Consider the following 22507-nt stretch of genomic DNA (forward strand, 5'->3'; position numbering starts at 1 on the left):
CCCCTTTTCTTCCCACCATGGCGGATGCTAAGCATGAATCAGGAACTGGAAATAACCGATATTCAAACCGGTGACGGCAAGGAGTGCGTCAAGGGCGCGCTCATTACCGTGCACTACACTGGCAGCCTGGATGACGGCAGCGTATTCGACTCTTCGCACCAGCGCGGCAAACCCTTTCAGTGTGTGATCGGCACCGGCCGGGTGATCAAGGGCTGGGATAAGGGTCTGATGGGTATGCGCGTCGGCGGCAAGCGCGAACTCTACGTGCCCGCTCATCTGGCCTATGGCGAACGGAGCATGGGGCCGATCAAGGCCCATTCCAATCTGCGCTTCGAGATTGACTTGCTGGAAGTGCTTACGCGCGACGACTGAGCGCGCCCGCAGAATGTAAAGACAACTTGACACCGCGCCTCTACAATGTAAAGCTTGCTTTACATTCAATTCTGGAGGAAGTCATGGGTAAGCACCGTGGGTGTTATGAATTGGGCCTCGCCACACTGGGCTATGTGCTCAGCGTGATTGCGAGCAGTGTGTTACTGGATCCTTCTTATAACCGGGCCAGCAGTATCGCCATTGCGCTGATACCGGTGGTATTCCTTTGCCTGATGGCGCTTGCCGTAGTCCGGCAACTGCGCCGTCTCGATGAACTGGCCCAACGCATACAGCTTGAGGCGCTTGGCCTGGCCTTCGTTGCCAGCGCGCTGATTACCTTCAGCTACGGGTTTCTGGAAACTCAAGGCTATCCGCGGCTGTCCATGTTCTACGTCTGGCCGTTGATGGGTAGCCTCTGGGCGCTGGGCTGCGTCCTCGGCGTAAGGCGCTACCGTTGAAAAGCCGCCTGCGCGAGCTGCGCAGCATCCAGGGCTGGTCGCAGGCCGAACTGGCCAGCCGCATCGGGGTGTCTCGGCAGACCATCAATGCCATCGAGCAGGGAAAATATGATCCCAGCCTGCCTCTGGCATTCAAGTTGGCGCGGGTGTTTGCCCTGCCCATCGAAGCGATTTTCACCCCGCCCGAAGACTGAGGCGGCCGTGCCACCGGCCCTGGCGCACCCTGAACCACAAGGAGAAAAAAGTGGACGCAGAGCAACTGCACTTCAATCTGGACCCGGTCATTCAACGCCTGCTGGAAGAAGCCTACAGCCTGCTCGCGGCCTTGCCACTGCTGCTTCTGGCGCTGCTGACAGTGGCCCTGTGCTGGGCCATTGGCGGCTGGTTGTCACGCCGTGCTCTGCTCGCGCGGGTGGCCTCGCGCAACCCTTTCATGCGCGATCTGACCCGTACCACGGTGCGCTGGAGCGTTACCCTGATAGGTATTCTGATTGCCCTGGAGATCATGAACGCCACCGCGCTGGTTGGCGCCGTGCTGGGTACCGCAGGCGTACTGGGGGTGGCTCTGGGCTTCGCCTTCAAAAGCACGATGGAAAACTACCTGGCCGGCATTCTGATGAGCTTGCGACAGCCGTTTGCGCCCAAGGATCACGTGGTCATCGATGGCAACGAAGGGGTAGTGGTTGCGCTCACCTCCCGCGCCACCATACTCATGACCCTGGACGGTAACCACCTGCGCATACCCAATGCCCTGGTGTTCAGCAGTGTGATGCTCAATTTCACCCGCAACCCCAGCCGCCGCTTCTCCTTCGATGTGGGCATCGGCGTAAATGAAGATCTGGTACGGGCGCAACGCCTGGGTATCGATCAATTGCTGGAGTTGGACGGCGTGATGGATACGCCACCGCCCCGCGCCTATATCGTCTCCCTCGGCGACTCCAACGTGCAGGTGCGCTACCACGCCTGGGTAGACCAGCGCAGCCACGACTTCATCAGCGTCAAAAGCGAGGCCATACGCCAGGTCAAATTGACGCTTGAGGCCGCAGAAATGGATATGCCCGAACCTATCTACCGGGTTCAGCTCAGTGATCGCAAGAGCGCGGCGCCACAGCCAGCGCCGAGCAAACCCGAACTCTTGCAGCGCAGCGATACCGTGGTGGATATGCGCGCGCAAACCGATCTGGATTCGCAGATTGCCCAGGACAAGACCCATCGCGGCGCCGGCGACCTGCTGGACCCGCAAGCGCCCCGGGAGTAAAGGGAGCAGGCGAGTGGCCGCTCTTTGCCTCGACGCGCTTGACCGGCGGCTGCCCAAGCGCTAGATTCAATGCCATGACTCGCACACACTCTTTCCACGCCAGCATGATTATGACCGCCATTCCGATAACGGCGGGCTAGCTTGCGTGCGCACCCAACCCGCCTCTGAGGCGGGTTTTTTGTATCCGTCTCCGAGGCCAAGCGCTTACCAGGAGACACAATGAACACCGCAGCACTGGCATTATCCGACCCAATCAGTACCGCCCTGGCGCCAGCCAGCACTGCGCAGCCGCGGCTTGATGAAGCTGGCGCAGAAACCCTGCGGCAGGCGCAGCTGAAACAGCAGGTCACCCGCATTCTCTCGGCCCCGGTATACGATCTGGCAATCGAAACGCCGCTACAGTGGGCCCCAGCCCTGTCGGCCCGCTTGAGTAATCAGGTTCTACTCAAGCGTGAAGACCTGCAGCCGGTATTCTCCTTCAAGATTCGCGGGGCCTATACCAAGATCGCTCGCCTCAGCGAGACCGCGCGCGCCAGGGGCGTGATCACCGCGTCCGCTGGCAATCACGCGCAGGGCGTCGCCCTGGCAGCGCAGCAGCTGGGCATTCAGGCGCTGATCGTCATGCCTACTACCACGCCCGCGTTGAAGGTCGAGGGCGTTCGCTCCAAAGGTGCCACGGCGTTGCTGCACGGCGAGGCCTTTCCCGAGGCGCTGGTTCATGCGCTGCAACTGGCCGATGAGCACGGCTATACCTTTGTACCGCCCTTTGACGACCCCGACGTGATTGCCGGGCAGGGCACCGTCGCTGTCGAGATTCTGCGGCAGCAGAGCGGTCAATTGGATGCCATCTTCGTACCGGTGGGCGGCGGCAGTCTGATTGCCGGCATCTCCGCCTATGTGAAATACCTGCGCCCGGACATCCGCGTGATTGGCGTCGAGTCTGAACACTCCGCCTGCCTGCAGGCTGCCCTGGCTGCTGGTGAACGCGTCACACTGTCGAAGGTCGGGCGCTTCGCCGACGGCGTTGCGGTGGCTCAGGTTGGCCTGCACAACTTCGAGTTTTGCCGGCACTACGTCGATGAAGTGATCACCGTCAGCAACGATGCCATCTGCGCCGCCGTGCGCGACATCTACGACGACACCCGCTCCATCACCGAACCCTCCGGCGCCCTTGCCGTAGCCGGCCTGAAGCAGTACGTAAAACGCGAAGGCTGCCGCGACCAGGTGCTGGTAGCCATCAACTCCGGTGCCAATATCGATTTTGCCAGCCTGGGCTATGTGATTGAACGCGCAGGGGTGAAGGGCAATTAGCGATGATTGCTACCAGCTGTCGTAGGGAATTTCATGTTCTTCAAGCCAGGCTTGCGCATTGGGCGAGGGTGGATCGTACTGTCCACCAGTTCGTCCACCGTTGGGCCCTTCTTCATGAATCTCTCCGACAAAGCGACCGATATCCATAGCATCAAGGCAAGGCCCCATGAGCCAGGCGCGCGCAACGCCGCCAGGCGCCACCCAAACGCTGATGACATTTCGGTAATCGGTGATATAAGCCCCGTCCCAATGACACCAAGCACGGTGCGGCGTGAGCATTTCATCCCGTACCCATGGGGGAATATCGATGCGCACATCGTAGGTTCGCGGCTCTACCAGCGATTGCCAGCGCACAAAAATAATTTCGGGCAGATCGATATTGGTCATCGGCTTGGTTTTGCCCGAGCCTGGCTCTTCCGGCCAACCGCGAGGGTTCCCCTCATTGTTGGGCGGACTAGTCACTGACGGCACGCCTCCATTCACGCGCACATAGGCCAAACCACGCCGGTCTACCACATCCACTGACTCAATCCAGGCCTCCATATAATTCGGTGCAGCAAGACCGATATGCCATGTGGCGGTGGAAAACGGAAATTTAGGCGGCGGTGGGTTCAGAGGGTCTCGGTTGCAGCCGCTGAGCAACACCAGAGCAACCAATAAGATTATATGTTTTATCATTCGGGATACCCCGATTGAGGAAAATCAGGATAGATGGCGCGCCCGCCCTCTCTTGGCTTGTGAGGAACGATGCCCGGCGAGGTGTTCCAATGCGCCGATTGATGTATATAGTGCGCAGTAAGAAAACGCCATTCATCGTCGCTTAGGCTGGTTTCCCGCCCCTGCGACGCCGCCGCAATAATCCTGTCCGAAATAGGCCTTAGTTCATGCGGGATAAATAAACGCTCATCTCGCAACCTGCTTTCCTGCAATGGCAAACCATGTTGCTCAGCCTGGGCAATCATCACCCTCAGCGCCACTCGTGAGAGCTCACCTTTGACCACTCGCTCCAAACCAAGCGCTAGCTGACACAGACGTCCGGAGCTATCCGGGGAGCTCTGATCAATAATAAAACGACCATTGCCCGGCAACCCTGAACGCACTAGCTCGTCCCGATGACGCTCAAGCTGCTGCCAAACGGCAGAGGTTCGTGCAGATAAAGCAGGCACCCAGGCGGGCCGGGTTAGCAGTACGCGCTCACGATAGCGCAATGGGTAGCCACCGCCGATATTGGAATGCACGCCCGGCAGCGGGATTTCAAGATGGGATTCGTGTACCCGGTTCAAACTGAAGTTGTACCGGCGCTCATTGATAGCCGTCAGCTGTACCACCTGTTTTGCACACCCGGGCGGCAAGAACAGGTTGACGCCCGGGTTGCTGCTGTCCCCAGCATCCCAGTCACCCCGATCTGGGTTGGCTATCGCCGCCACCGTATCAAATAACCCAACGAAATTGACACAAGCATGCTGTTGCCATTTAAAACCTTGCTTTAGTATCGCCAGCTCCGGATTAAACAGCGACGCCAATACGCCACCGTCCTGCTTCAGAACTTCATTAACGAAATGTCGCGCAGCAGCTGCCCCTCTACTGAACCCGAAAACATCAAACTCTATCCGAGTAATTTCCAAGTTTCGGTTTTGCTGGATAAAGAGACGCAGGCCCAGCTCTACTAGTTCAGGGACGCGCTCAACAGCGGCCAACACCCCTGTTTTGCCGCTACCGGTTGCAAGTCCCCAAGTGGAGTCACCGGAACCGCTGATCGTACCCGAACCATCCATATATATTGCCAAGCTTCCCTCTCGACTTCCTGGAGGTAAAGCGTGCTCTCGCTGGTCCATATACAAATCCCGCAACACCGCTACGTTACTGGCCTCATTCCCATAACTTCCGGCCGGCAGCACATCGTAGATGCCATCACCATCGCTATCGACATACTCCATGCTTTCACAAAAGCGCTGGATGTCCCGCAGTTGCTCTTCACCCAGCTGCGCCAGATCCTGCCGACGGCATTGCTCGGTGAAGGCCGCATTGGCCATGTTGTTGCCGGTACCGTCGAAGAACATTCCCAGCCGCAAGGTAATCTGCTGCTTCACCGGAAGCTCGGTTTCTTCCTCTTCCTCCTCCTCTTCACGCTCAAGCGGCATGCTTGCCTGGTCGCTACGCAGGTTCTGCTCAGCAGGGGTGCCTGGCGGGGCGAAACTGGCTGGAGCGCCAGCGCCGCTTGATTCCGCAGCGAAGCTGACCGCTGTGCCGCCGATGATGACATCGCCCGAACCCCCAATCACCACATCGCCATGGCTGCCCGCACTGCCCATCACTACGGCGGGGCGACCATTGATGAGCACATTGGGGATCACCTGCGCGACCAGACTGCTACCACAGGCTGTGGTATCGCCCTGGCGGGCAGCTGGTTTACCGTTTATCAATACGTCGGATGAGCCGGTTGCGATGGCATTGCCGCCATGTCCGGTTTTGGGGCATTGCGTGGGGTCGCCCAAGCGGGCGGCGGGTTTTCCGCTCATGGCCATATCCTTTGGCTTTGTAGGTGCTAGGTAACCAACCTTCTAAGCGCATGCTATTGCATGCAAGGTGAACCGGCCAACGCACCTTGCCCAAAATGTGACCCGTTAGGCAGAGCGCCCAACCCAGCAAATCCGCCGCTTTCCTGTATGTCGGCCCCTATCTGAATGTATACTTCGGCCTTTCTTTATTTCGCAGCCTACCCCGGTGAAAAACGTGACTCAGACCAATCCAGCCGTCCACACCTTCCAAGGACTGATCCTTGCCCTGCAGAGCTACTGGGCAGAGCGGGGTTGTGTGGTACTGCAGCCCTACGACATGGAAATGGGCGCCGGCACCTTCCATACCGCGACCTTCCTGCGCGCCATCGGCCCGGAGACGTGGAACGCCGCCTACGTACAGCCCAGCCGCCGCCCGGCTGACGGCCGCTATGGCGAGAACCCCAACCGCCTGCAGCACTACTACCAGTTCCAGGTGGTGCTCAAGCCGAACCCCGACAACATCCAGGAGCTGTACCTCGATTCGCTGCGCCACATCGGCGTCGACCCGCTGGTGCACGATATCCGATTTGTTGAAGACAACTGGGAATCGCCAACCCTCGGCGCCTGGGGTCTGGGCTGGGAGGTCTGGTTGAACGGGATGGAAGTCACCCAGTTCACCTACTTCCAGCAGGTTGGTGGCGTGGAATGCTATCCGGTCACCGGCGAGATCACCTATGGTCTGGAGCGTCTGGCGATGTACCTGCAGGGCGTCGACTCGGTCTATGACCTGGTCTACTCCGACGGCCCCTTCGGCAAGGTCAGCTACGGCGACGTGTTCCACCAGAACGAGGTAGAGCAGTCGACCTACAACTTCGAACACGCCAATGTCGACAAGCAGTTCGAGCTGTTCGACTTTTACGAAAGCGAAGCCAACCGCTTGATCGAGCTGGAGCTGCCGTTGCCAGCCTATGAAATGGTGATCAAGGCCTCCCACACCTTCAACCTGCTGGATGCTCGCCGCGCCATCTCGGTGACCGAGCGTCAGCGTTATATTCTCCGTGTCCGCACATTGTCCCGCGCGATTGCCCAGAGCTATCTACTGGCCCGCGCTCGCCTCGGCTTCCCGATGGCCACACCCGAATTGCGTGATGAAGTACTGGCCAAGCTGAAGGAGGCCGAATGATGCAGGCTCAGGATTTTCTGGTTGAACTGGGTACCGAAGAGCTGCCACCCAAGGCCCTGAAAAAGCTCGCCGAGGCGTTTCTTGCCGGCGTTGAGAGGGGCCTGAACGAGGCAGGCCTGGCTTACAGCGCCACCCGCTATTTCGCAGCGCCGCGCCGCCTGGCCATTCAGGTTGACCAGCTCGCCACCCAGCAGCCCGACCGTAGCAATCAGATGGATGGCCCGCCGGTGCAGGCTGCCTTTGATGCCGATGGCAACCCGACCAAGGCCGCCGAGGGCTTTGCCCGCAAGTGCGGCGTGAGCGTTGCCGAGCTGGATCAGAGCGGCCCCAAGCTGCGCTTTGTGCAGAGCATTCCCGGCCAGCCAGCGGCTGAGCTGCTGCCTGGTATCGTCGACAGCGCCCTGGCCGCGTTGCCGATTCCCAAGCGCATGCGCTGGGCTGATCGCAAGACCGAATTCGTGCGCCCGACCCAGTGGCTGGTGATGCTGCTGGGCGAGCAGGTGGTCCCCTGTGAGATTCTGGCGCAGACCGCCGGCAACCAGTCGCGCGGTCACCGCTTCCACCATCCGGACAATGTCAGCATCAGCTCACCCGCCGCCTACGCAGAAGCCCTGCGCAAGGCCTACGTGATTGCCGATTTTGCCGAGCGCCGCGAGCTGATCAGCCAGCGCGTCGCCGCGCTGGCTGCCGAACAGCAGGGCACCGCGATTGTGCCGGACGACCTGCTGGATGAGGTTACCGCACTGGTCGAATGGCCGGTGCCGCTGGTGTGCAGCTTCGAGGAGCGCTTCCTCGAAGTGCCTCAGGAAGCGCTGATCTCGACCATGCAGGACAACCAGAAGTACTTCTGCCTGCTGGATGCCCAGGGCAAGCTGTTGCCACGCTTCATTACGGTCGCCAACCTGGAGAGCAAGGATCCGCAGCAGATCATCGAGGGCAACGAGAAAGTCGTGCGCCCGCGCCTGACCGATGCCGAATTCTTCTTCAAGCAGGACAAGAAACAGCCGCTGGAAAGCCACAACGCGCGTCTGGCCAATGTGGTCTTTCAGGCCGAACTGGGCAGCGTGTACGACAAGGCCGTGCGGGTTTCCAACCTGGCCGGCTTTATTGCCGAGCAGATCGGTGGCGACAGCAGCAAGGCGCAACGCGCCGGCCTGCTGAGCAAGTGCGACCTGTCGACGGAAATGGTCGGGGAGTTTCCAGAACTGCAGGGCATTGCCGGTTACTACTATGCCAAGCACGACGGCGAGCCTGAAGATGTTGCACTGGCATTGAACGAACAGTACATGCCGCGCGGCGCCGGCGCCGAGCTGCCGACTACCCTGACCGGCGCTGCCGTAGCCCTGGCCGACAAGATCGATACCCTGGTCGGTATCTTCGGCATCGGCATGCTGCCTACCGGCTCCAAGGATCCCTACGCCCTGCGCCGAGCAGCGCTGGGCGTGCTGCGCATTCTGATCGACAAGCAGCTGGAACTGAACCTGAATGAAGCCCTGCAGGTGGCCGTGCAGCAGTACGGCGAGCGGGTGAAGGCCGAAGGTCTGATTGGCCAGGTGCAGGACTTTGTGTTCGACCGCCTGCGCGCACGCTATGAGGACGAAGGTATCGACACCGCCGTGTACCAGTCGGTGCGCGCCGTCAGCCCGGTCTCGCCGCTCGACTTCGATCAGCGCGTGCAGGCCGTACAAGCCTTCCGCCGGCTGCCGGAGGCCGAGACCCTGGCGGCCGCCAACAAGCGCGTCTCCAACATTCTGTCCAAGGCTGAGGGCGAGGTTGCCAGCGCCATCAACAGCAGCCTTTTGCAGGAAGCTGCCGAGCAAGCCCTGGCCAGCGCCGTAACGGCGGCTGAGCAGGCGGTAGCGCCACTGGCAAGCGATCGTCAGTATCAGCAGACCCTGGAGCAGTTGGCCGCGCTGCGCGAGCCGGTGGATGCCTTCTTCGATCAGGTGCTGGTCAACGCCGAAGATCCGGCAGTGAAAGCCAACCGCTATGCGCTGCTGGCGCGTTTGCGTGGCCTGTTCCTGGGTGTCGCTGACATTTCGCTATTGGGTTGAAGCAGCCGCAAGCGCCAAGCTTCAAGCGGCAAGCTGTCCGCTCTCGCTTGGCGCTTGAACCTTGGAGCTTGTCGCTATGAAGTTGATCATTCTCGACCGCGACGGTGTCATCAACGAAGACTCCGATGCCTACATCAAGACGCTGGATGAATGGATTCCGATTGCCGGGTCCATCGAGGCGATGGCGCGCCTGAGCAAGGCGGGCTGGACGGTGGCGGTGGCTACCAACCAGTCCGGGGTTGGCCGTGGCTATTACAGCGAAGCGACCTTGCAGAGCATGCATGATCGGCTGTGTGCGCTAGTGACAGAGCAGGGCGGCAAGGTCGACCTGATCCGTTACTGTCCGCATACGCCAGACGATGGCTGCGACTGCCGCAAGCCGGCGCCCGGATTGTATCGCCAGATTGCCCAGACGCTGGACGTAGAGCTTGCGGGAGTGCCCACGGTGGGCGACAGCCTGCGGGACCTGCAAGCCGGTATCGCCTTGGGCTGCGTACCCTATCTGGTACGCACGGGAAAAGGCCAGAGCGCCCAGCATAAACCGCTGCCCGAAGGCACCCTGATATTTGATAATCTAGCCGCCGTTGTCGATCACCTTCTGGAAACCTGAGCCATGTCACTGCTGATGCGCCTTCGCGTCGTTCTGTTCTACCTCCTGCTCTCTGCCAGCGCGGGCATCTGGTGTGTACTTATCGTGTTTATCGCGCCTTTTCTCAGCACACGCTGGCGCATCAAGGTGATCATTGAATGGTGGACCCAGGCTGCTGTCTGGCTAACCAAAACCATTGTAGGCGTCGATTACGAAGTCATCGGGCGGGAGAACATTCCGGACCAGCCTGGCGTGATACTGGCCAATCACCAGAGCACCTGGGAGACCTTCTTTCTGCCGCAGCTGTTTCGCCCGCAGACCCAGTTGATCAAGCGCGAGCTCCTCTACGTGCCCTTCTTCGGCTGGGCCTTCGCCTTGGCCAAGCCCATCGCCATCGACCGCAAAAACGCCCGCGATTCCCTGCAACAACTGACGCGCATGGGTGGCCAGCGCCTCGCCGAAGGCATCTGGATCCTGGTGTTCCCCGAAGGCACCCGCAAGCTGCCCGGGGAGCAGGTCAAGTTCTCCCGCGGTGGCGCCGCGCTCGCCTGCGCCAACAGCGCGCCCATCATCCCGGTGGCGCACAATGCCGGTGAGCACTGGCCGAAACAGGGCTGGGGCAAGAAGCCGGGCACCATCAAGGTGATGATCGGGCCGGCCATCTATCCTGCCGGCAGTGACCCGCGCTCCATCGTGGCCGCCAACAAGCAGGCCGAAGCCTGGATCAACCAGGCGCTTCAAGACGCTCGCGACAGCTAAAGCCCGAATGGTCCATACTGGGCCTTTCCCAAATAACGTCAGACCGGTACTTGATATGGATATTCATCGCTACCTCAAAGCCCTGGTAGAAAAGGAAGGATCCGACCTGTTCTTCAGTGTCGGCGCACCGGTAACGCTCAAGCGCGAAGGTGAGTTTTTTGCCTTCGGCAACACGCCTTTGGCCAATGGCGCGGTCAAAGACCTGGCCTGGCAACTGATGAGCGAGAAGCAGATCGCCGAGTTCGAGCTCGAGCAGGAGATGAATCTGGCGGTGGGCCTGCCGCAGGTCGGCCGCTTCCGGGTCAACGTCTACTACCAGCGCGGCGAAGTGGGTATGGTCATCCGCCATATCAGCCACAAGATTCCGGCTTTTGCCGACCTGGGCCTGCCCAAGCAGCTGGAAAAGCTGGCGCTGAAAGATCGCGGTCTAGTGCTGGTAGTCGGGGCTACAGGTTCCGGCAAATCTACTACCCTGGCGGCCATGCTGGATTACCGCAACACCCACCGCGCTGGCCATATCGTCTGCATCGAAGACCCGATCGAATTCCTGCACAAGCACAAGAAGGCGATCATCGATCAGCGCGAAGTGGGTCTGGATACCCAGAGCTTTGCCCACGCGCTGCGCAACGTACTACGCGAGTCTCCTGACGTCATCATGATCGGTGAGATTCGCGATCGTCAGACCATGCAGCACGCCCTGCATTACAGCGAAACCGGCCATCTGGTGGTCGCTACGCTGCACGCCACCAACAGTGTTCAGGCGGTGGATCGGATCGTCAACCTCTTCCCGGATGGGGAGCGCAAGCAGACGCTGGGCGACATTTCGATGAACCTGGCCGGCATTGTGGCTCAGCGCCTGGTGCCCGGTACCGAGAAGAAGCGCGTTGCCGCTGTCGAGGTGCTGCTGCGCACCCCATACATTCGCAATCTGATTGCCCGGGACGAACTGAGCGAGATCAAGGATTCGATGAACCGCGGTCAGGAGCCGGGGCTGCAGAGTTTTGATCAACACCTTCACGAGCTGGTTACCGCCGGCACAGTGAGTCTGGAGATGGCCCTGCGCTACGCCGACTCGCCCACCGACCTCAAGCTCAAAGCCAAATTCAACGATACCCGCAGCGAGTCACCGCTGCAGATGGCCGAACCGGACAAACCCACGGAAGCCGAACTGGAATTCAAAAAGCCCGCTAGCGGCTTTTCCGACTCCGATCTGACTGACGACTTTCGCTGAGCGCAGGCGAATAAAAACCCCTTAAACCGCAAGGTTTAAGGGGTTTTCCATACAGCGAACTACCGACGGATCAAACGTCCAGATTCGATACCGCCAATGCGTTGCTTTCGATGAACTCACGGCGCGGTTCAACGTGATCACCCATCAGCGTATTGAAGATCTGATCCGCCGCAATGGCGTCTTCGATATTCACCCGCAGCATGCGCCGGCTTTCCGGATCCATGGTGGTTTCCCATAGCTGGTCCGGGTTCATTTCACCCAGCCCTTTGTAGCGCTGAATGCTGTGACGGCGCGCAGTCTCGTTCATCATCCACTCAAGGGCTTCCTTGAAGGTGCTGATCGGCTTCTTCTTCTCGCCGCGCTGCATGTACGCGCCAGATTCCAGCAGGCTCTGCAGCTTTTCACCCAGCTCCGCCATGGTGCGGTAATCGTTACTGGCAAACAGATCACGGTTGAAGGTGACGTAGCTCGACAGGCCGTGGGTGATGGACTCGACTTCGGGCAACCACAGGTGGCGCTCACGGTCTTCGCGCAGACTCACGTTGTATTGCTGACCGGACTTGTCACCGGTGGCAACACGCGCGGCAAAGCCCTTGATCCACTCGTCCATCAGCGCCTTGTCTGCGAGGTTCTCCACGGTCAAACGCGGCAGATAGATAAAGTGCTCCATCAGCTCCTGCGGATAGAGGCGGGCAAGACGCTTGAGGGTTTTCATCACCGAGCGGAATTCCTGCACGATGCGCTCTAACGCCTCGCCGGTAATTCCTGGTGCATCTTCGTTAACGAAAAGGTAGGAGTCTTCCAACGCCGATTGGGTCAGGTATTCTTCCAGCGCTTCGTCGTCCTTCAGATACTGCTCCTGCTTGCCCTTTTTGATCTTGTAGAGCGGTGGCTGCGCGATATAGATGTAGCCGTTCTCGATCAACTCCGGCATCTGGCGGAAGAAAAAGGTCAGTAGCAGGGTACGGATGTGCGAACCGTCGACGTCAGCATCGGTCATGATGATGATGTTGTGGTAGCGCAGCTTTTCGATATTGAATTCTTCACGGCCGATGCCACAACCGAGTGCGGTAATCAGGGTTCCGACTTCGGCAGAGGAGAGCATCTTGTCGAAGCGCGCCTTCTCGACGTTGAGGATCTTGCCCTTGAGCGGCAGGATGGCCTGGGTTTTTCGGTTTCGGCCCTGTTTGGCGGATCCGCCGGCCGAGTCCCCTTCCACTATGTAGAGTTCGGAGAGCGCCGGGTCCTTTTCCTGGCAGTCGGCCAGTTTTCCTGGCAGGCCGGCGATATCCAGCGCGCCCTTGCGACGGGTCATCTCCCGCGCCTTGCGAGCGGCTTCGCGTGCGCGGGCGGCGTCGATCATCTTGCCTACCACGGCTTTGGCTTCGCCGGGTTTCTCCAGCAGGTAATCGGCGAAGGACTTGTTCATTTCCTGCTCAACCGCCGTCTTCACTTCGGAGGAGACCAGCTTGTCCTTGGTCTGCGAGGAGAACTTGGGATCCGGTACCTTGACTGAAATGATCGCGGTCAGACCTTCACGGGCATCATCACCTGAGGTATTAACCTTGAGCTTCTTCAGCAAGCCTTCCTGCTCGATATAGCTGTTCAGCGTGCGGGTGAGGGCGCTGCGGAAACCGGCCAGGTGGGTGCCTCCGTCACGCTGCGGAATATTGTTGGTGAAGCAGAGGATGCTTTCATTGAAGCTGTCGTTCCACTGCATCGCCACTTCCACGGCAATGCCGTCGTCGCGTTGCAGATTGAAATGGAACACGGAGTTGATGGTGCTCTTGTTGAGATTGAGATAGTCAACAAATGCCCGCAGGCCACCTTCGTATTTGAACAGCTCCTTCTTGCCGGTGCGCTCGTCAGTCAGGTTGATACCCACACCGGAGTTGAGGAAGGACAGTTCGCGCAGACGCTTGGCCAGGATATCCCAGCTGAAACCTATGTTGCTGAAGGTCTCTGCAGAGGGCTTGAAATGAATCTGGGTGCCAGTGCTGTCGGTGTCGCCTACGGCCGCCAGAGGCGCCTGTGGCACGCCGTGGATGTAGGTCTGTTCCCAGACCTTTTGATGACGACGGACCGTCAGTATCAGCTCCTCTGAGAGGGCGTTGACCACCGAAACGCCTACACCATGCAAACCACCGGAGACCTTATAGCTGTTGTCGTCAAACTTACCGCCAGCGTGCAACACGGTCATGATGACTTCGGCAGCGGATACGCCTTCCTCGTGGGCATCGACCGGAATACCCCGGCCGTTGTCTCGCACGGTGATGGATTCGTCGGTATGAATCACGATGTCGATGTCGGTACAGTGCCCGGCTAGGGCTTCATCGATAGAGTTATCGACGACTTCAAAGACCATGTGGTGGAGGCCGGTGCCATCGTCCGTATCACCGATGTACATCCCCGGTCGTTTGCGGACGGCATCAAGGCCTTTGAGAACCTTAATGCTTGATGAATCGTAGGCGTTATTGTCGGTCATCTTAAGTCACTCCAGACTTCATTCGGTCTGCACAATGTGTCCATGTTCCACGTGGAACATGGATAAAGGTGTCTCTTTTTTCCAGCAATTCAACAGCGGCTCGGCCTCAACGCAGGTGATAAAGACCTGGCAGTCCAGCGATTCAAGCAGGCTGCAAAGTGCCTGGCGATGTCGTTGGTCTAGCTCGGAGGGAAGGTCGTCAACTAGAAAGACACAATCCTGTTGTCGGCCAAACTCCTTTAGCAATCGCCCTTGTGCCAATTTCAGCGCACATACCACCAGCTTTTGCTGCCCCCTGGATAGCACCTCCGCCGCGTTCAGGCCCTGGATCCGCAGCCGCAGATCGCCACGCTGAGGGCCCGACTGCGTATGGCCTATGGAAAGGTCGCGTTCGAACTGGCTGTCGAGTACCTCGGCCAGCGAGCGATCCTTGTCCCATCCCCGGTAATAGCTAAGCGACAAACCGTCCAGCTGCAAAAGCTCACTCAGCACGGCTTCAAATACCGGCTTCAACTGGCTGATATAGTCCCTGCGAAACAGGTCTATCTGCTCGCCAGCAGCCACCAGCTCAGCCTCCCAGGGAGACAACAGCGAACGTTCGATTCTACCACGTCGCAGCAATGAATTCCGTTGTTTCAGGCTCTTTTGCAGGCGCTGCCAGGTAGCGAGGAAACGATGTTCCACGTGGAACACTCCCCAATCCAGGTACTGACGACGCTGCTTGGGCGCGCCCTCCAGCAAGCGAAAGCTATCGGGGTTGATCAGCTGTAGCGGCAGGGTTTCGGCCAACTGCGCCGTGCTCTTCACGTTCTGGCCGTTGATGCGTATCTCATACTCGGCCTGCTTATTACGAGTAATACCCATGGAACACAAAGGCACCTCGGGCCGTTCAATCTCGGCGAAGACAGTGCAGGCATTCTGTTCGTACTGAATAACAGGTTGCAGGCGAGTGCTACGAAAGGAGCGGGCGAGGCCGAGTATGTGCACGGCCTCCAGCAGGCTGGTTTTACCGCTGCCGTTTTCGCCGGAAAGAAGATTTATGCGCGGGGAAGGGAAGAGCGTCACCGGGTGCAGATTACGCACCGCGGTGACGGAAAGACGTTTGAGCGGCATTGCGCGTCAGAGGCGCATGGGCATGACAACGTAGAGGCTGTCTTCGGATTCGGCTTCCTGCACCAGCGCGCTACTGTTGGCATCAGATAAAATCAACTTGGCCTGTTCATGACCAAGGACATTCATCACATCCAGCAGGTAGCTAACGTTGAAACCGATCTCCAGTGGGGCGCCGTCGTAATCGACCATGACTTCCTCTTCGGCTTCCTCCTGCTCAGGGTTGTTGGCCTGAATTTTCAACTGGCCAGCCTGCAGCATCAAACGAATACCGCGGTACTTTTCATTGGACAGAATGGAGGTGCGGCTGAAGGCATCGCGCAATGTCTGACGATCCGCCAGTACAATCTTGTCACCGCCACGGGGCAGCACACGCTCGTAATCCGGAAACTTGCCATCGACCAGTTTGGACGTGAAAGTAAAGTCGCCAGTGGTGGCGCGGATGTGGTGAGTACCCAAAACGATATTCACGCTGTTATCAGCCTCGCCCAGCAGGCGCGAGAGCTCCAGAATGCCCTTGCGTGGGACGATCAGCTGATAGCGTTCCTGGTAATCGATCTCGGCATCCACGGTACACATGGCCATGCGGTGACCATCGGTGGCCACGGCGCGCAGCTGACCCTTGTTGATTTCCAACAGCAGGCCATTGAGGTAATAACGCACGTCCTGCTGCGCCATGGCGAAGCTGGTGCGCTCAATCAGTCGGCGCAGTTTGGCCTGGCTGATCGAGAAGCTCATGGCACCAGGGCCGTCTTCGACATTGGGGAAGTCATTGGCTGGCAGGGTGGCCAGGGTAAAACGGCTGCGACCCGCCTTGATAATCGCCTTGTTCTCTTCGACCTTGAAGGTCAAAGTAGCGTCGTCGGGCAGCGACTTGCAGATATCCATAAGCTTGCGTGCCGGCACCGTTACTTCGCCCGCCTCGGCAGCTTCTTCCAGATTGATGCGACCAACCAGTTCGACTTCCAGATCGGTGCCGGTCATTGCCAGGGTATTGCCGTTCACTACCAGCAACACATTGGACAGCACCGGTAATGTCTGGCGACGTTCAACAACCCCCGCTACCAATTGCAGGGGCTTCAACAGGGCTTCGCGCTGAATGGTGAATTGCATTGTCTTCCTCGACCTCGTGCAGGTTGGCAGATGGCTATGTGACTATCAGGTAGTCAGAGTCCTTAACAGATTCTTGTAATCTTCGCGGATATCCGCATCAGTTTCACGCAGTTCCGCAATCTTCCGTGTGGCGTGCAACACAGTTGTGTGATCACGCCCGCCAAAGGCGTCGCCAATTTCCGGCAGGCTGTGGTTGGTCAGCTCCTTGGACAGCGCCATGGCGACCTGCCTGGGCCGCGCAACGGAACGTGAACGGCGCTTGGACAACACATCCGAAACCTTGATCTTGTAGTACTCGGCCACGGTGCGCTGGATATTATCGATACTCACCAGCTTGTCCTGCAAGGCGAGCAGGTCCTTGAGTGAATCGCGAATCAGCTCGATGGTGATATCGCGTCCCATGAAGTGGGAACTGGCAATCACCCGCTTCAGCGCACCTTCGAGTTCGCGCACGTTGGAGCGGATGCGTTGCGCTATAAAGAAGGCAGCGTCGTGGGGCAGGTCGACCCGCGACTGCTCGGCCTTCTTCATCAGGATGGCGACACGGGTTTCCAGCTCTGGCGGCTCAACGGCTACGGTAAGCCCCCAACCGAAGCGGGACTTGAGTCGCTCTTCCAGGCCATCGATCTCACGCGGATAGCGGTCACTGGTCAAAATAACCTGCTGTCCGCCTTCAAGCAGCGCGTTGAAGGTGTGAAAGAACTCTTCCTGGGAACGTTCCTTCTTGGCAAAGAACTGAATGTCGTCAATCAATAGCGCGTCGACCGACCGGTAATAGCGCTTGAAATCATTGATCGCATTCATCTGCAATGCTTTGACCATATCAGCCACAAAGCGCTCGGAGTGCAGATAGACAATCTTGGCAGCGGGGTTCTTCTTTAATAGATGGTTGCCCACCGCGTGCATCAAGTGAGTTTTACCCAAACCCACGCCACCATAAAGGAAGAGGGGGTTGTAACCATGCTTGAGGTTATCGGCTACCTGCCAGGCCGCAGCGCGCGCCAACTGGTTGGATTTACCTTCAACAAAATTCTCGAAGGTAAAGCTGCGGTTCAGGTAACTGGTGTGCTTGACCAGCGCACTGTTGGCCTGCTCACTGCGCTCGGGTGAGGTGCGGTTCTCTTCGTCCGATTCCATGGCCGCCTTGCCCTGGTCCGGCTGAAAGCCCTGGGCGCTCACCTGGGCTCGCGGCGCAGCTGGGGTGTTGGAGCGCTGAGCGGGCTCGGGCCTCGCAGACCCAGATGCAGCGCTGGGTGCTGTGGAGGCTGGGCGCGGCGCAGCCGCCGCCGAAGTGGCGCGACGACTGCCGATCAATAACGACACCAAGGGCGCCTGTCCATGCGACAGATCGTCGAGCAGCTCCTGGATACGGTTCAGGTACTTGTCGTTAACCCAGTCGAGCACAAAGCGATTGGGCGCATAAAGGCGTATTTCGCTTTGATCGCCATCCACCTGCAAAGGGCGAATCCACGTATTGAACTGTTGAGATGGAAGCTCATCTTGCAGAAAATCGATGCATTGCTGCCAAAGTGCAACAGACACTAAATCCCCCGGGCCGCCAACATCTGGCGGTTCTTATTGAAGACGGATGGATACCGCCAGGCTAGCGCGCTGACGGTACAACATAGCCGCCTATTCTATCGCTTAGACCCGGACTTATCCACACCGGATAGCGGTCGTCCGCCATCGGCGGGGCCTTCCAGTTAGTATGCAAAATCCGTCGAACAATCTCGGTGAGGCCGATAAACCGCGCCTCCGGAGCTCTGTGGAAAATCGGTCCTCAGGTCTGTTGACAACCACACGCCGCGCCGGTGGATAAAACCACCTGTGGATATCTCGGCTTGTTATCCACAACAGACACACAGCAACAGCCCCCTGTCGTCAAGGGCTTTCCCACAGCGTTATACCTGGTGCAAGCCGCTGATATAAATGGCCTTTTCGCGGTTATCCACGGAAAAGTGGCGTACCATATACAACATCAGTATTTATCTATTTAAAGATCTGATTTTATTTTATTTTTTCTTATCTATCCGGCTACAAATCAAATTGACCTGGCCGGTCTTATTCTCTAGAATTGCCGATCCCTTGAAAGGGCACTCTGCTCTGATGTGAATTACTCAGGTATTTGAAGATGAAAAGAACGTTCCAACCCAGCGTATTGAAGCGCAAGCGTAACCATGGTTTCCGTGCTCGTATGGCCACCAAAAATGGTCGTGCGGTTTTGGCCCGTCGTCGTGCCAAAGGCCGTCAGCGCCTGTCAGCTTAAGAACCGGCTGCCAGGTGGGTCTCGGATTTGCTCCTGAATTCAGGTTATTAACGCCTGCACAGTTCAAGAACGTATTCGATGGAGCCACCTGCAAAGCCTCAGGACCCAGTCTGTTGTTGCTTGCCAGAGAGAATGACCTGGCACACGCAAGACTCGGTCTGGTTATTGCCAAGAAAAATGTCCGGCGAGCTGTTGATCGCAACAAGGTCAAGCGTATCGCCCGTGAATCGTTCCGCCAGCATCGCGCTGAGCTGGGCAATCTGGACATTGTCGTGCTGGCCCGCAAGGGCGTAGGCGACCTGGACAATACTGCGCTGCATGCCCTCTATCAGGGCATGTGGCGCAGGCTTATCAAGACCGCTGCGAAAAATCGCTCACGCACTTCTGGACCCCCATCATCCAATGCGTAATCTCGCGCTCGGACTGATCAAGGTTTACCGCTACGCTATCAGTCCCATGATGGCCAGTCATTGTCGTTTCTATCCCTCCTGTTCCTGCTACGCCCAGGAAGCCATCGAACAACATGGCTTGCTCAAGGGTGCGGCATTGAGTGCCCGGCGCCTGGGGCGCTGTCACCCGTGGCACCCAGGCGGGTATGATCCCGTACCACCCAATTCTGATAACCGACCTTCCCAGATGGCCAACAAACCATGAACATGCAACGAAATATCCTCATAGCTGCCTTGCTCGTGATTACCTATCTCATGGTTTTGCAGTGGAACAAGGATTTCATGCAACAGGATCTGCCGCCTGTCGCTGAAACCAGTGTCGCTCCGATCAATAACTCCGATCTGCCGACCGAGACCGCTCCGCTAGCCAATGGGGAGAACAGTGATGTACCCCAACCGATCGACGCCAACGGCGAGCCCAGCATCAGCGCCGCTGACGTACCGGCCAAGCAGAACGACAATCTGATCCAGATTGCTACCGGCACGCTCAACGTCACTATCAACCCGATTGGTGGCGATATCGTGTCCCTGTCGTTGCCCAAGTATCCGGCGCGCAAGGATCGTCCCGACCTGCCATTCCAACTGATGGAATTATCAGGTAACCGCCTCTACGTGGCGCAAAGCGGATTGACCGGTAGTCAGGGACCTGACAGCAGCCAGGGCCGCGCACGCTACAACAGCGAGCAGAGCAGCTACCAGCTGAGCGAAGGACAGGACAGCCTCACCGTTGATCTGAAAACCAGCAACAATGGCGTCAACTTCATCAAGCGTTACACCTTCACCCGCGATTCCTATCTGGTGGAAGTGGATTATCTGATCGATAACCAGAGCGGCGAAGCCTGGTCCGGTAGCTCTTTTGGTCAGCTAAAGCGCGACGACAGCGGTGACCCGTCAAGCTCCACCGCCACTGGTATGGCGACCTTCCTGGGTGCGGCCTACTGGAGTGCCGACAGCTCCTATACCAAGATGAAGATGGGCGAGCTGGATGATGAGAAGCTGAACGAGAAGGTCAACGGTGGCTGGATCGCCTGGCTGCAGCACTATTTTGTTGCTGCCTGGATACCGGACGCCGATACCCAGCACACCTTCAGTACTCTGAAGGACAGCCAGGGCAACTACATTGTGCGCTTCACCAGTCCGTCGGTCAGCGTACCGGCCGGTGAGCAGGCCACCATCACTACCCGCTTCTACGCCGGGCCGAAAATCCAGGACGACCTCAAAGCGATTTCGCCCGGGCTGGATCTGACCATCGACTACGGTTTCCTGTGGTGGATAGCGCAGCCACTCTTCGTGGTACTGAGCTTTATCCACAGCTTTGTCGGCAACTGGGGCTGGAGCATCATCCTGCTGACCTGCCTGATCAAGCTGATCTTCTTCCCACTGTCAGCTACCAGCTACCGCTCCATGGCCAACATGCGCCGGGTAGCGCCCAAGCTGCAGGCACTGCGCGAACAGCACGGCGATGACCGTCAGAAGATGTCGCAGGGCATGATGGAGCTGTATAAGAAAGAGAAGATCAACCCGCTGGGCGGCTGTTTGCCGATTCTGGTGCAGATGCCGGTGTTCATCTCCCTGTACTGGGTACTGATGGAAAGCGTCGAGATTCGCCAGGCCGAATGGCTGGGCTGGATCACCGACCTGTCGCTGAAGGATCCCTACTTCATTCTGCCGATCATCATGGGCGCGACCATGTTCTTCCAGCAGCAGTTGAACCCCACACCACCGGACCCGATGCAGGCCAAGGTAATGAAGATGCTGCCGATCGTCTTCACCTTCTTCTTCCTCTGGTTCCCGGCTGGTCTGGTGCTGTACTGGGTGGTCAACAACTGTCTGTCGATCGCGCAACAGTGGTACATTACTCGTCAGATCGAGAAGGGCGCGGCTGCCAAGAGCTGATCGCGCTCAGACGGCAACAGACCTAGCAAAACGCCCCGTTATCGGGGCGTTTTGCTTTCTGCCTGCCACCTCGGATAATCATCAGGAGCCAACATGAACCAGGCCTACCACGCCGACACCATAGCCGCGCTGGCCACTGCGCCCGGGCAGGGTGGCGTTGGCATCATTCGGGTTTCCGGTCCGGCCGCGCTGAGTATCGCCCAGCAGATAGCCCGCCGCACGCCGCAGCCCAGATACGCGCATTACGGCCCCTTCTGGTCGGGAGAGCAGGCGCTGGATCAGGGCCTGACCCTGTTCTTTCCCGGCCCGCATTCCTTTACTGGCGAAGACGTGCTGGAGTTGCAGGGCCATGGCGGCCCGGTGGTGATGGATCTGTTACTCAAGGCCTGTCTGGCCGCCGGTGCACGTCAGGCACGACCGGGTGAATTCAGTGAGCGCGCCTTTCTCAATGACAAGCTGGATCTGGCGCAAGCCGAAGCCATCGCCGATCTTATTGAAGCCAGCTCCGAGCAGGCCGCACGCAACGCTTTCAACTCCCTGCAAGGCGCGTTCTCCGAGCGCGTCAACGCCCTGACCGAGTCGCTGATTGCCCTGCGAATCTACGTCGAAGCAGCCATCGATTTCCCCGAAGAGGAGATCGATTTTCTCGCCGACGGACACGTGCTTTCGCAACTGGAAGCCGTGCAGGCTGAACTGCGGGCGGTGCAACGCCAGGCCGGACAGGGCGCGCTGCTGCGCGACGGTATGACAGTAGTGATTGCCGGCCGCCCCAACGCCGGCAAGTCCAGCCTGCTCAATGCCCTGGCCGGCCGCGACAGTGCTATCGTTACCGATATTGCTGGTACTACCCGAGACATCCTGCGCGAGCACATTCACCTGGATGGCATGCCGCTACACATCATTGACACCGCCGGCCTGCGCGACACTGAAGATCAGGTCGAACGTATTGGCGTAGAGCGGGCGATGGCCGCCATTGCCGAGGCCGATCGCATTCTGCTGATGGTCGACGCCAGCCAGCCGGAAGCCAAAGACCCGGACCAGCTCTGGCCGGAATTTCTGGCGATAAAGCCTGACCCGGCCAAGGTCACGCTGATCTACAACAAGGTAGATATCACTGGCGAAGCCATTGGCGTCACCACCGCTGCCGACGGTTCGGTCAGTCTGCGCCTGTCAGCACGTCAGGGTGAAGGCGTCGAGCTGCTGCGTGAACACCTGAAGACCTGCATGGGATTTGAGCAGACCGGCGAAAGCCTGTTCAGCGCGCGTCGCCGGCACCTGGATGCCCTGGAAGAAGCCGCCCACCAGCTGGAGCACGGTTATCAGCAATTGACTCTGATGGGTGCCGGTGAGCTGCTGGCCGAAGACCTGCGCATGGCGCAACAGTCACTTGGCAGCATTACCGGTGCTTTCAGCGCTGATGACCTGTTGGGGCGGATTTTTTCCAGCTTCTGTATCGGCAAGTGAAACTGAGAACA

20 protein-coding genes and 1 pseudogene are annotated in these 22507 nt (G+C 58.6%); 15 read left to right on the forward strand and 6 right to left on the reverse strand.

Annotation, left to right across the window (positions count from 1 at the left end):
* Nucleotides 1-33 precede the first annotated feature (33 nt).
* The 5 genes and pseudogenes from V7756_RS14025 to ilvA form a co-directional block, all read left to right on the forward strand.
* A complete protein-coding gene (locus tag V7756_RS14025; RefSeq protein ID WP_335610811.1) occupies nucleotides 34-372 on the forward strand; it encodes an FKBP-type peptidyl-prolyl cis-trans isomerase in 339 nt (112 codons plus the stop codon).
* A gap of 83 nt (nucleotides 373-455) precedes the next feature.
* Nucleotides 456-830: a hypothetical protein gene (locus V7756_RS14030; RefSeq protein WP_335610812.1), complete on the forward strand. Its 375-nt coding sequence runs from the start codon at nucleotides 456-458 to the stop codon at nucleotides 828-830.
* Complete coding sequence (locus tag V7756_RS14035) at nucleotides 827-1024, forward strand: helix-turn-helix transcriptional regulator (RefSeq protein ID WP_335610813.1); 198 nt, start codon at nucleotides 827-829, stop codon at nucleotides 1022-1024. The genes V7756_RS14030 and V7756_RS14035 overlap by 4 nt, the downstream gene beginning before the upstream one ends.
* A gap of 50 nt (nucleotides 1025-1074) precedes the next feature.
* Nucleotides 1075-2088, forward strand: coding sequence for a mechanosensitive ion channel family protein (locus V7756_RS14040; RefSeq protein WP_335610814.1), 1014 nt, complete (start codon nucleotides 1075-1077; stop codon nucleotides 2086-2088).
* A gap of 318 nt (nucleotides 2089-2406) precedes the next feature.
* Nucleotides 2407-3381: pseudogene (gene ilvA, locus V7756_RS14045) on the forward strand (threonine ammonia-lyase, biosynthetic); the annotation flags it as partial.
* 27 nt (nucleotides 3382-3408) lie between these two features.
* Here the strand turns inward: ilvA and V7756_RS14050 are convergent.
* Both V7756_RS14050 and V7756_RS14055 read right to left on the reverse strand, forming a co-directional pair.
* Complete coding sequence (locus V7756_RS14050; RefSeq protein ID WP_335610815.1) at nucleotides 3409-4077, reverse strand: DUF2931 family protein; 669 nt, start codon at nucleotides 4075-4077, stop codon at nucleotides 3409-3411.
* Nucleotides 4074-5918 (reverse strand): PAAR domain-containing protein, encoded by a 1845-nt coding sequence (locus tag V7756_RS14055; RefSeq protein ID WP_335610816.1) that lies wholly within the window; start codon nucleotides 5916-5918, stop codon nucleotides 4074-4076. The genes V7756_RS14050 and V7756_RS14055 overlap by 4 nt, the downstream gene beginning before the upstream one ends.
* A gap of 214 nt (nucleotides 5919-6132) precedes the next feature.
* Between V7756_RS14055 and glyQ the strand changes: the two genes are divergently transcribed.
* From glyQ to V7756_RS14080, 5 genes are all read left to right on the forward strand, one after another.
* Complete coding sequence (glyQ, locus tag V7756_RS14060) at nucleotides 6133-7080, forward strand: glycine--tRNA ligase subunit alpha (RefSeq protein WP_335610817.1); 948 nt, start codon at nucleotides 6133-6135, stop codon at nucleotides 7078-7080.
* The gene (glyS, locus tag V7756_RS14065) at nucleotides 7080-9134 is read left to right on the forward strand and encodes a glycine--tRNA ligase subunit beta (protein WP_335610842.1); all 2055 of its coding nucleotides are present in this window, start codon (nucleotides 7080-7082) and stop codon (nucleotides 9132-9134) included. Before glyQ ends, glyS begins: the two co-directional genes overlap by 1 nt.
* 76 nt (nucleotides 9135-9210) lie before the next feature.
* Nucleotides 9211-9744 (forward strand): D-glycero-beta-D-manno-heptose 1,7-bisphosphate 7-phosphatase, encoded by a 534-nt coding sequence (gene gmhB, locus V7756_RS14070; RefSeq protein ID WP_335610818.1) that lies wholly within the window; start codon nucleotides 9211-9213, stop codon nucleotides 9742-9744.
* Nucleotides 9745-9747: 3 nt separating this feature from the next.
* Nucleotides 9748-10482, forward strand: coding sequence for a lysophospholipid acyltransferase family protein (locus tag V7756_RS14075; protein ID WP_335610819.1), 735 nt, complete (start codon nucleotides 9748-9750; stop codon nucleotides 10480-10482).
* A 55-nt stretch (nucleotides 10483-10537) separates the two neighbouring features.
* Nucleotides 10538-11713: a PilT/PilU family type 4a pilus ATPase gene (locus V7756_RS14080; protein WP_335610820.1), complete on the forward strand. Its 1176-nt coding sequence runs from the start codon at nucleotides 10538-10540 to the stop codon at nucleotides 11711-11713.
* Between the two features lie 70 nt (nucleotides 11714-11783).
* Here V7756_RS14080 and gyrB read toward each other — a convergent pair whose 3' ends face one another.
* From gyrB to dnaA, 4 genes are read right to left on the reverse strand one after another with little or no spacing between them, the layout of a single operon-like run.
* Complete coding sequence (gyrB, locus tag V7756_RS14085) at nucleotides 11784-14198, reverse strand: DNA topoisomerase (ATP-hydrolyzing) subunit B (protein ID WP_335610821.1); 2415 nt, start codon at nucleotides 14196-14198, stop codon at nucleotides 11784-11786.
* 18 nt (nucleotides 14199-14216) lie between these two features.
* Nucleotides 14217-15311, reverse strand: a complete 1095-nt coding sequence (gene recF / locus V7756_RS14090; RefSeq protein ID WP_335610822.1) for a DNA replication/repair protein RecF — start codon at nucleotides 15309-15311, stop codon at nucleotides 14217-14219.
* A gap of 6 nt (nucleotides 15312-15317) precedes the next feature.
* Nucleotides 15318-16421: a DNA polymerase III subunit beta gene (gene dnaN / locus V7756_RS14095; RefSeq protein WP_335610823.1), complete on the reverse strand. Its 1104-nt coding sequence runs from the start codon at nucleotides 16419-16421 to the stop codon at nucleotides 15318-15320.
* Between the two features lie 45 nt (nucleotides 16422-16466).
* Nucleotides 16467-17963, reverse strand: coding sequence for a chromosomal replication initiator protein DnaA (dnaA, locus tag V7756_RS14100; RefSeq protein ID WP_335610824.1), 1497 nt, complete (start codon nucleotides 17961-17963; stop codon nucleotides 16467-16469).
* Nucleotides 17964-18552: 589 nt separating this feature from the next.
* On the opposite strand from dnaA, the gene rpmH reads away from it, so the two are divergent.
* The 5 genes from rpmH to mnmE all read left to right on the forward strand — a co-directional run bounded on the left by rpmH (nucleotide 18553) and on the right by mnmE (nucleotide 22496).
* Complete coding sequence (gene rpmH, locus V7756_RS14105) at nucleotides 18553-18687, forward strand: 50S ribosomal protein L34 (protein ID WP_092286972.1); 135 nt, start codon at nucleotides 18553-18555, stop codon at nucleotides 18685-18687.
* A 14-nt stretch (nucleotides 18688-18701) separates the two neighbouring features.
* A complete protein-coding gene (gene rnpA / locus V7756_RS14110) occupies nucleotides 18702-19097 on the forward strand; it encodes a ribonuclease P protein component (protein ID WP_335610825.1) in 396 nt (131 codons plus the stop codon).
* A complete protein-coding gene (gene yidD / locus V7756_RS14115) occupies nucleotides 19090-19341 on the forward strand; it encodes a membrane protein insertion efficiency factor YidD (protein WP_335610826.1) in 252 nt (83 codons plus the stop codon). Before rnpA ends, yidD begins: the two co-directional genes overlap by 8 nt.
* Nucleotides 19338-21032 carry a membrane protein insertase YidC gene (yidC, locus tag V7756_RS14120; RefSeq protein ID WP_335610827.1) on the forward strand — a complete coding sequence of 565 codons (1695 nt, stop codon included), beginning with the start codon at nucleotides 19338-19340 and terminating at the stop codon, nucleotides 21030-21032. Before yidD ends, yidC begins: the two co-directional genes overlap by 4 nt.
* Nucleotides 21033-21125: 93 nt before the next feature.
* Nucleotides 21126-22496 carry a tRNA uridine-5-carboxymethylaminomethyl(34) synthesis GTPase MnmE gene (gene mnmE, locus V7756_RS14125; RefSeq protein ID WP_335610828.1) on the forward strand — a complete coding sequence of 457 codons (1371 nt, stop codon included), beginning with the start codon at nucleotides 21126-21128 and terminating at the stop codon, nucleotides 22494-22496.
* Nucleotides 22497-22507 lie beyond the last annotated feature (11 nt).

Source organism: Halopseudomonas sp. (assembly GCF_036961105.1).
GTDB lineage: Bacteria > Pseudomonadota > Gammaproteobacteria > Pseudomonadales > Pseudomonadaceae > Halopseudomonas.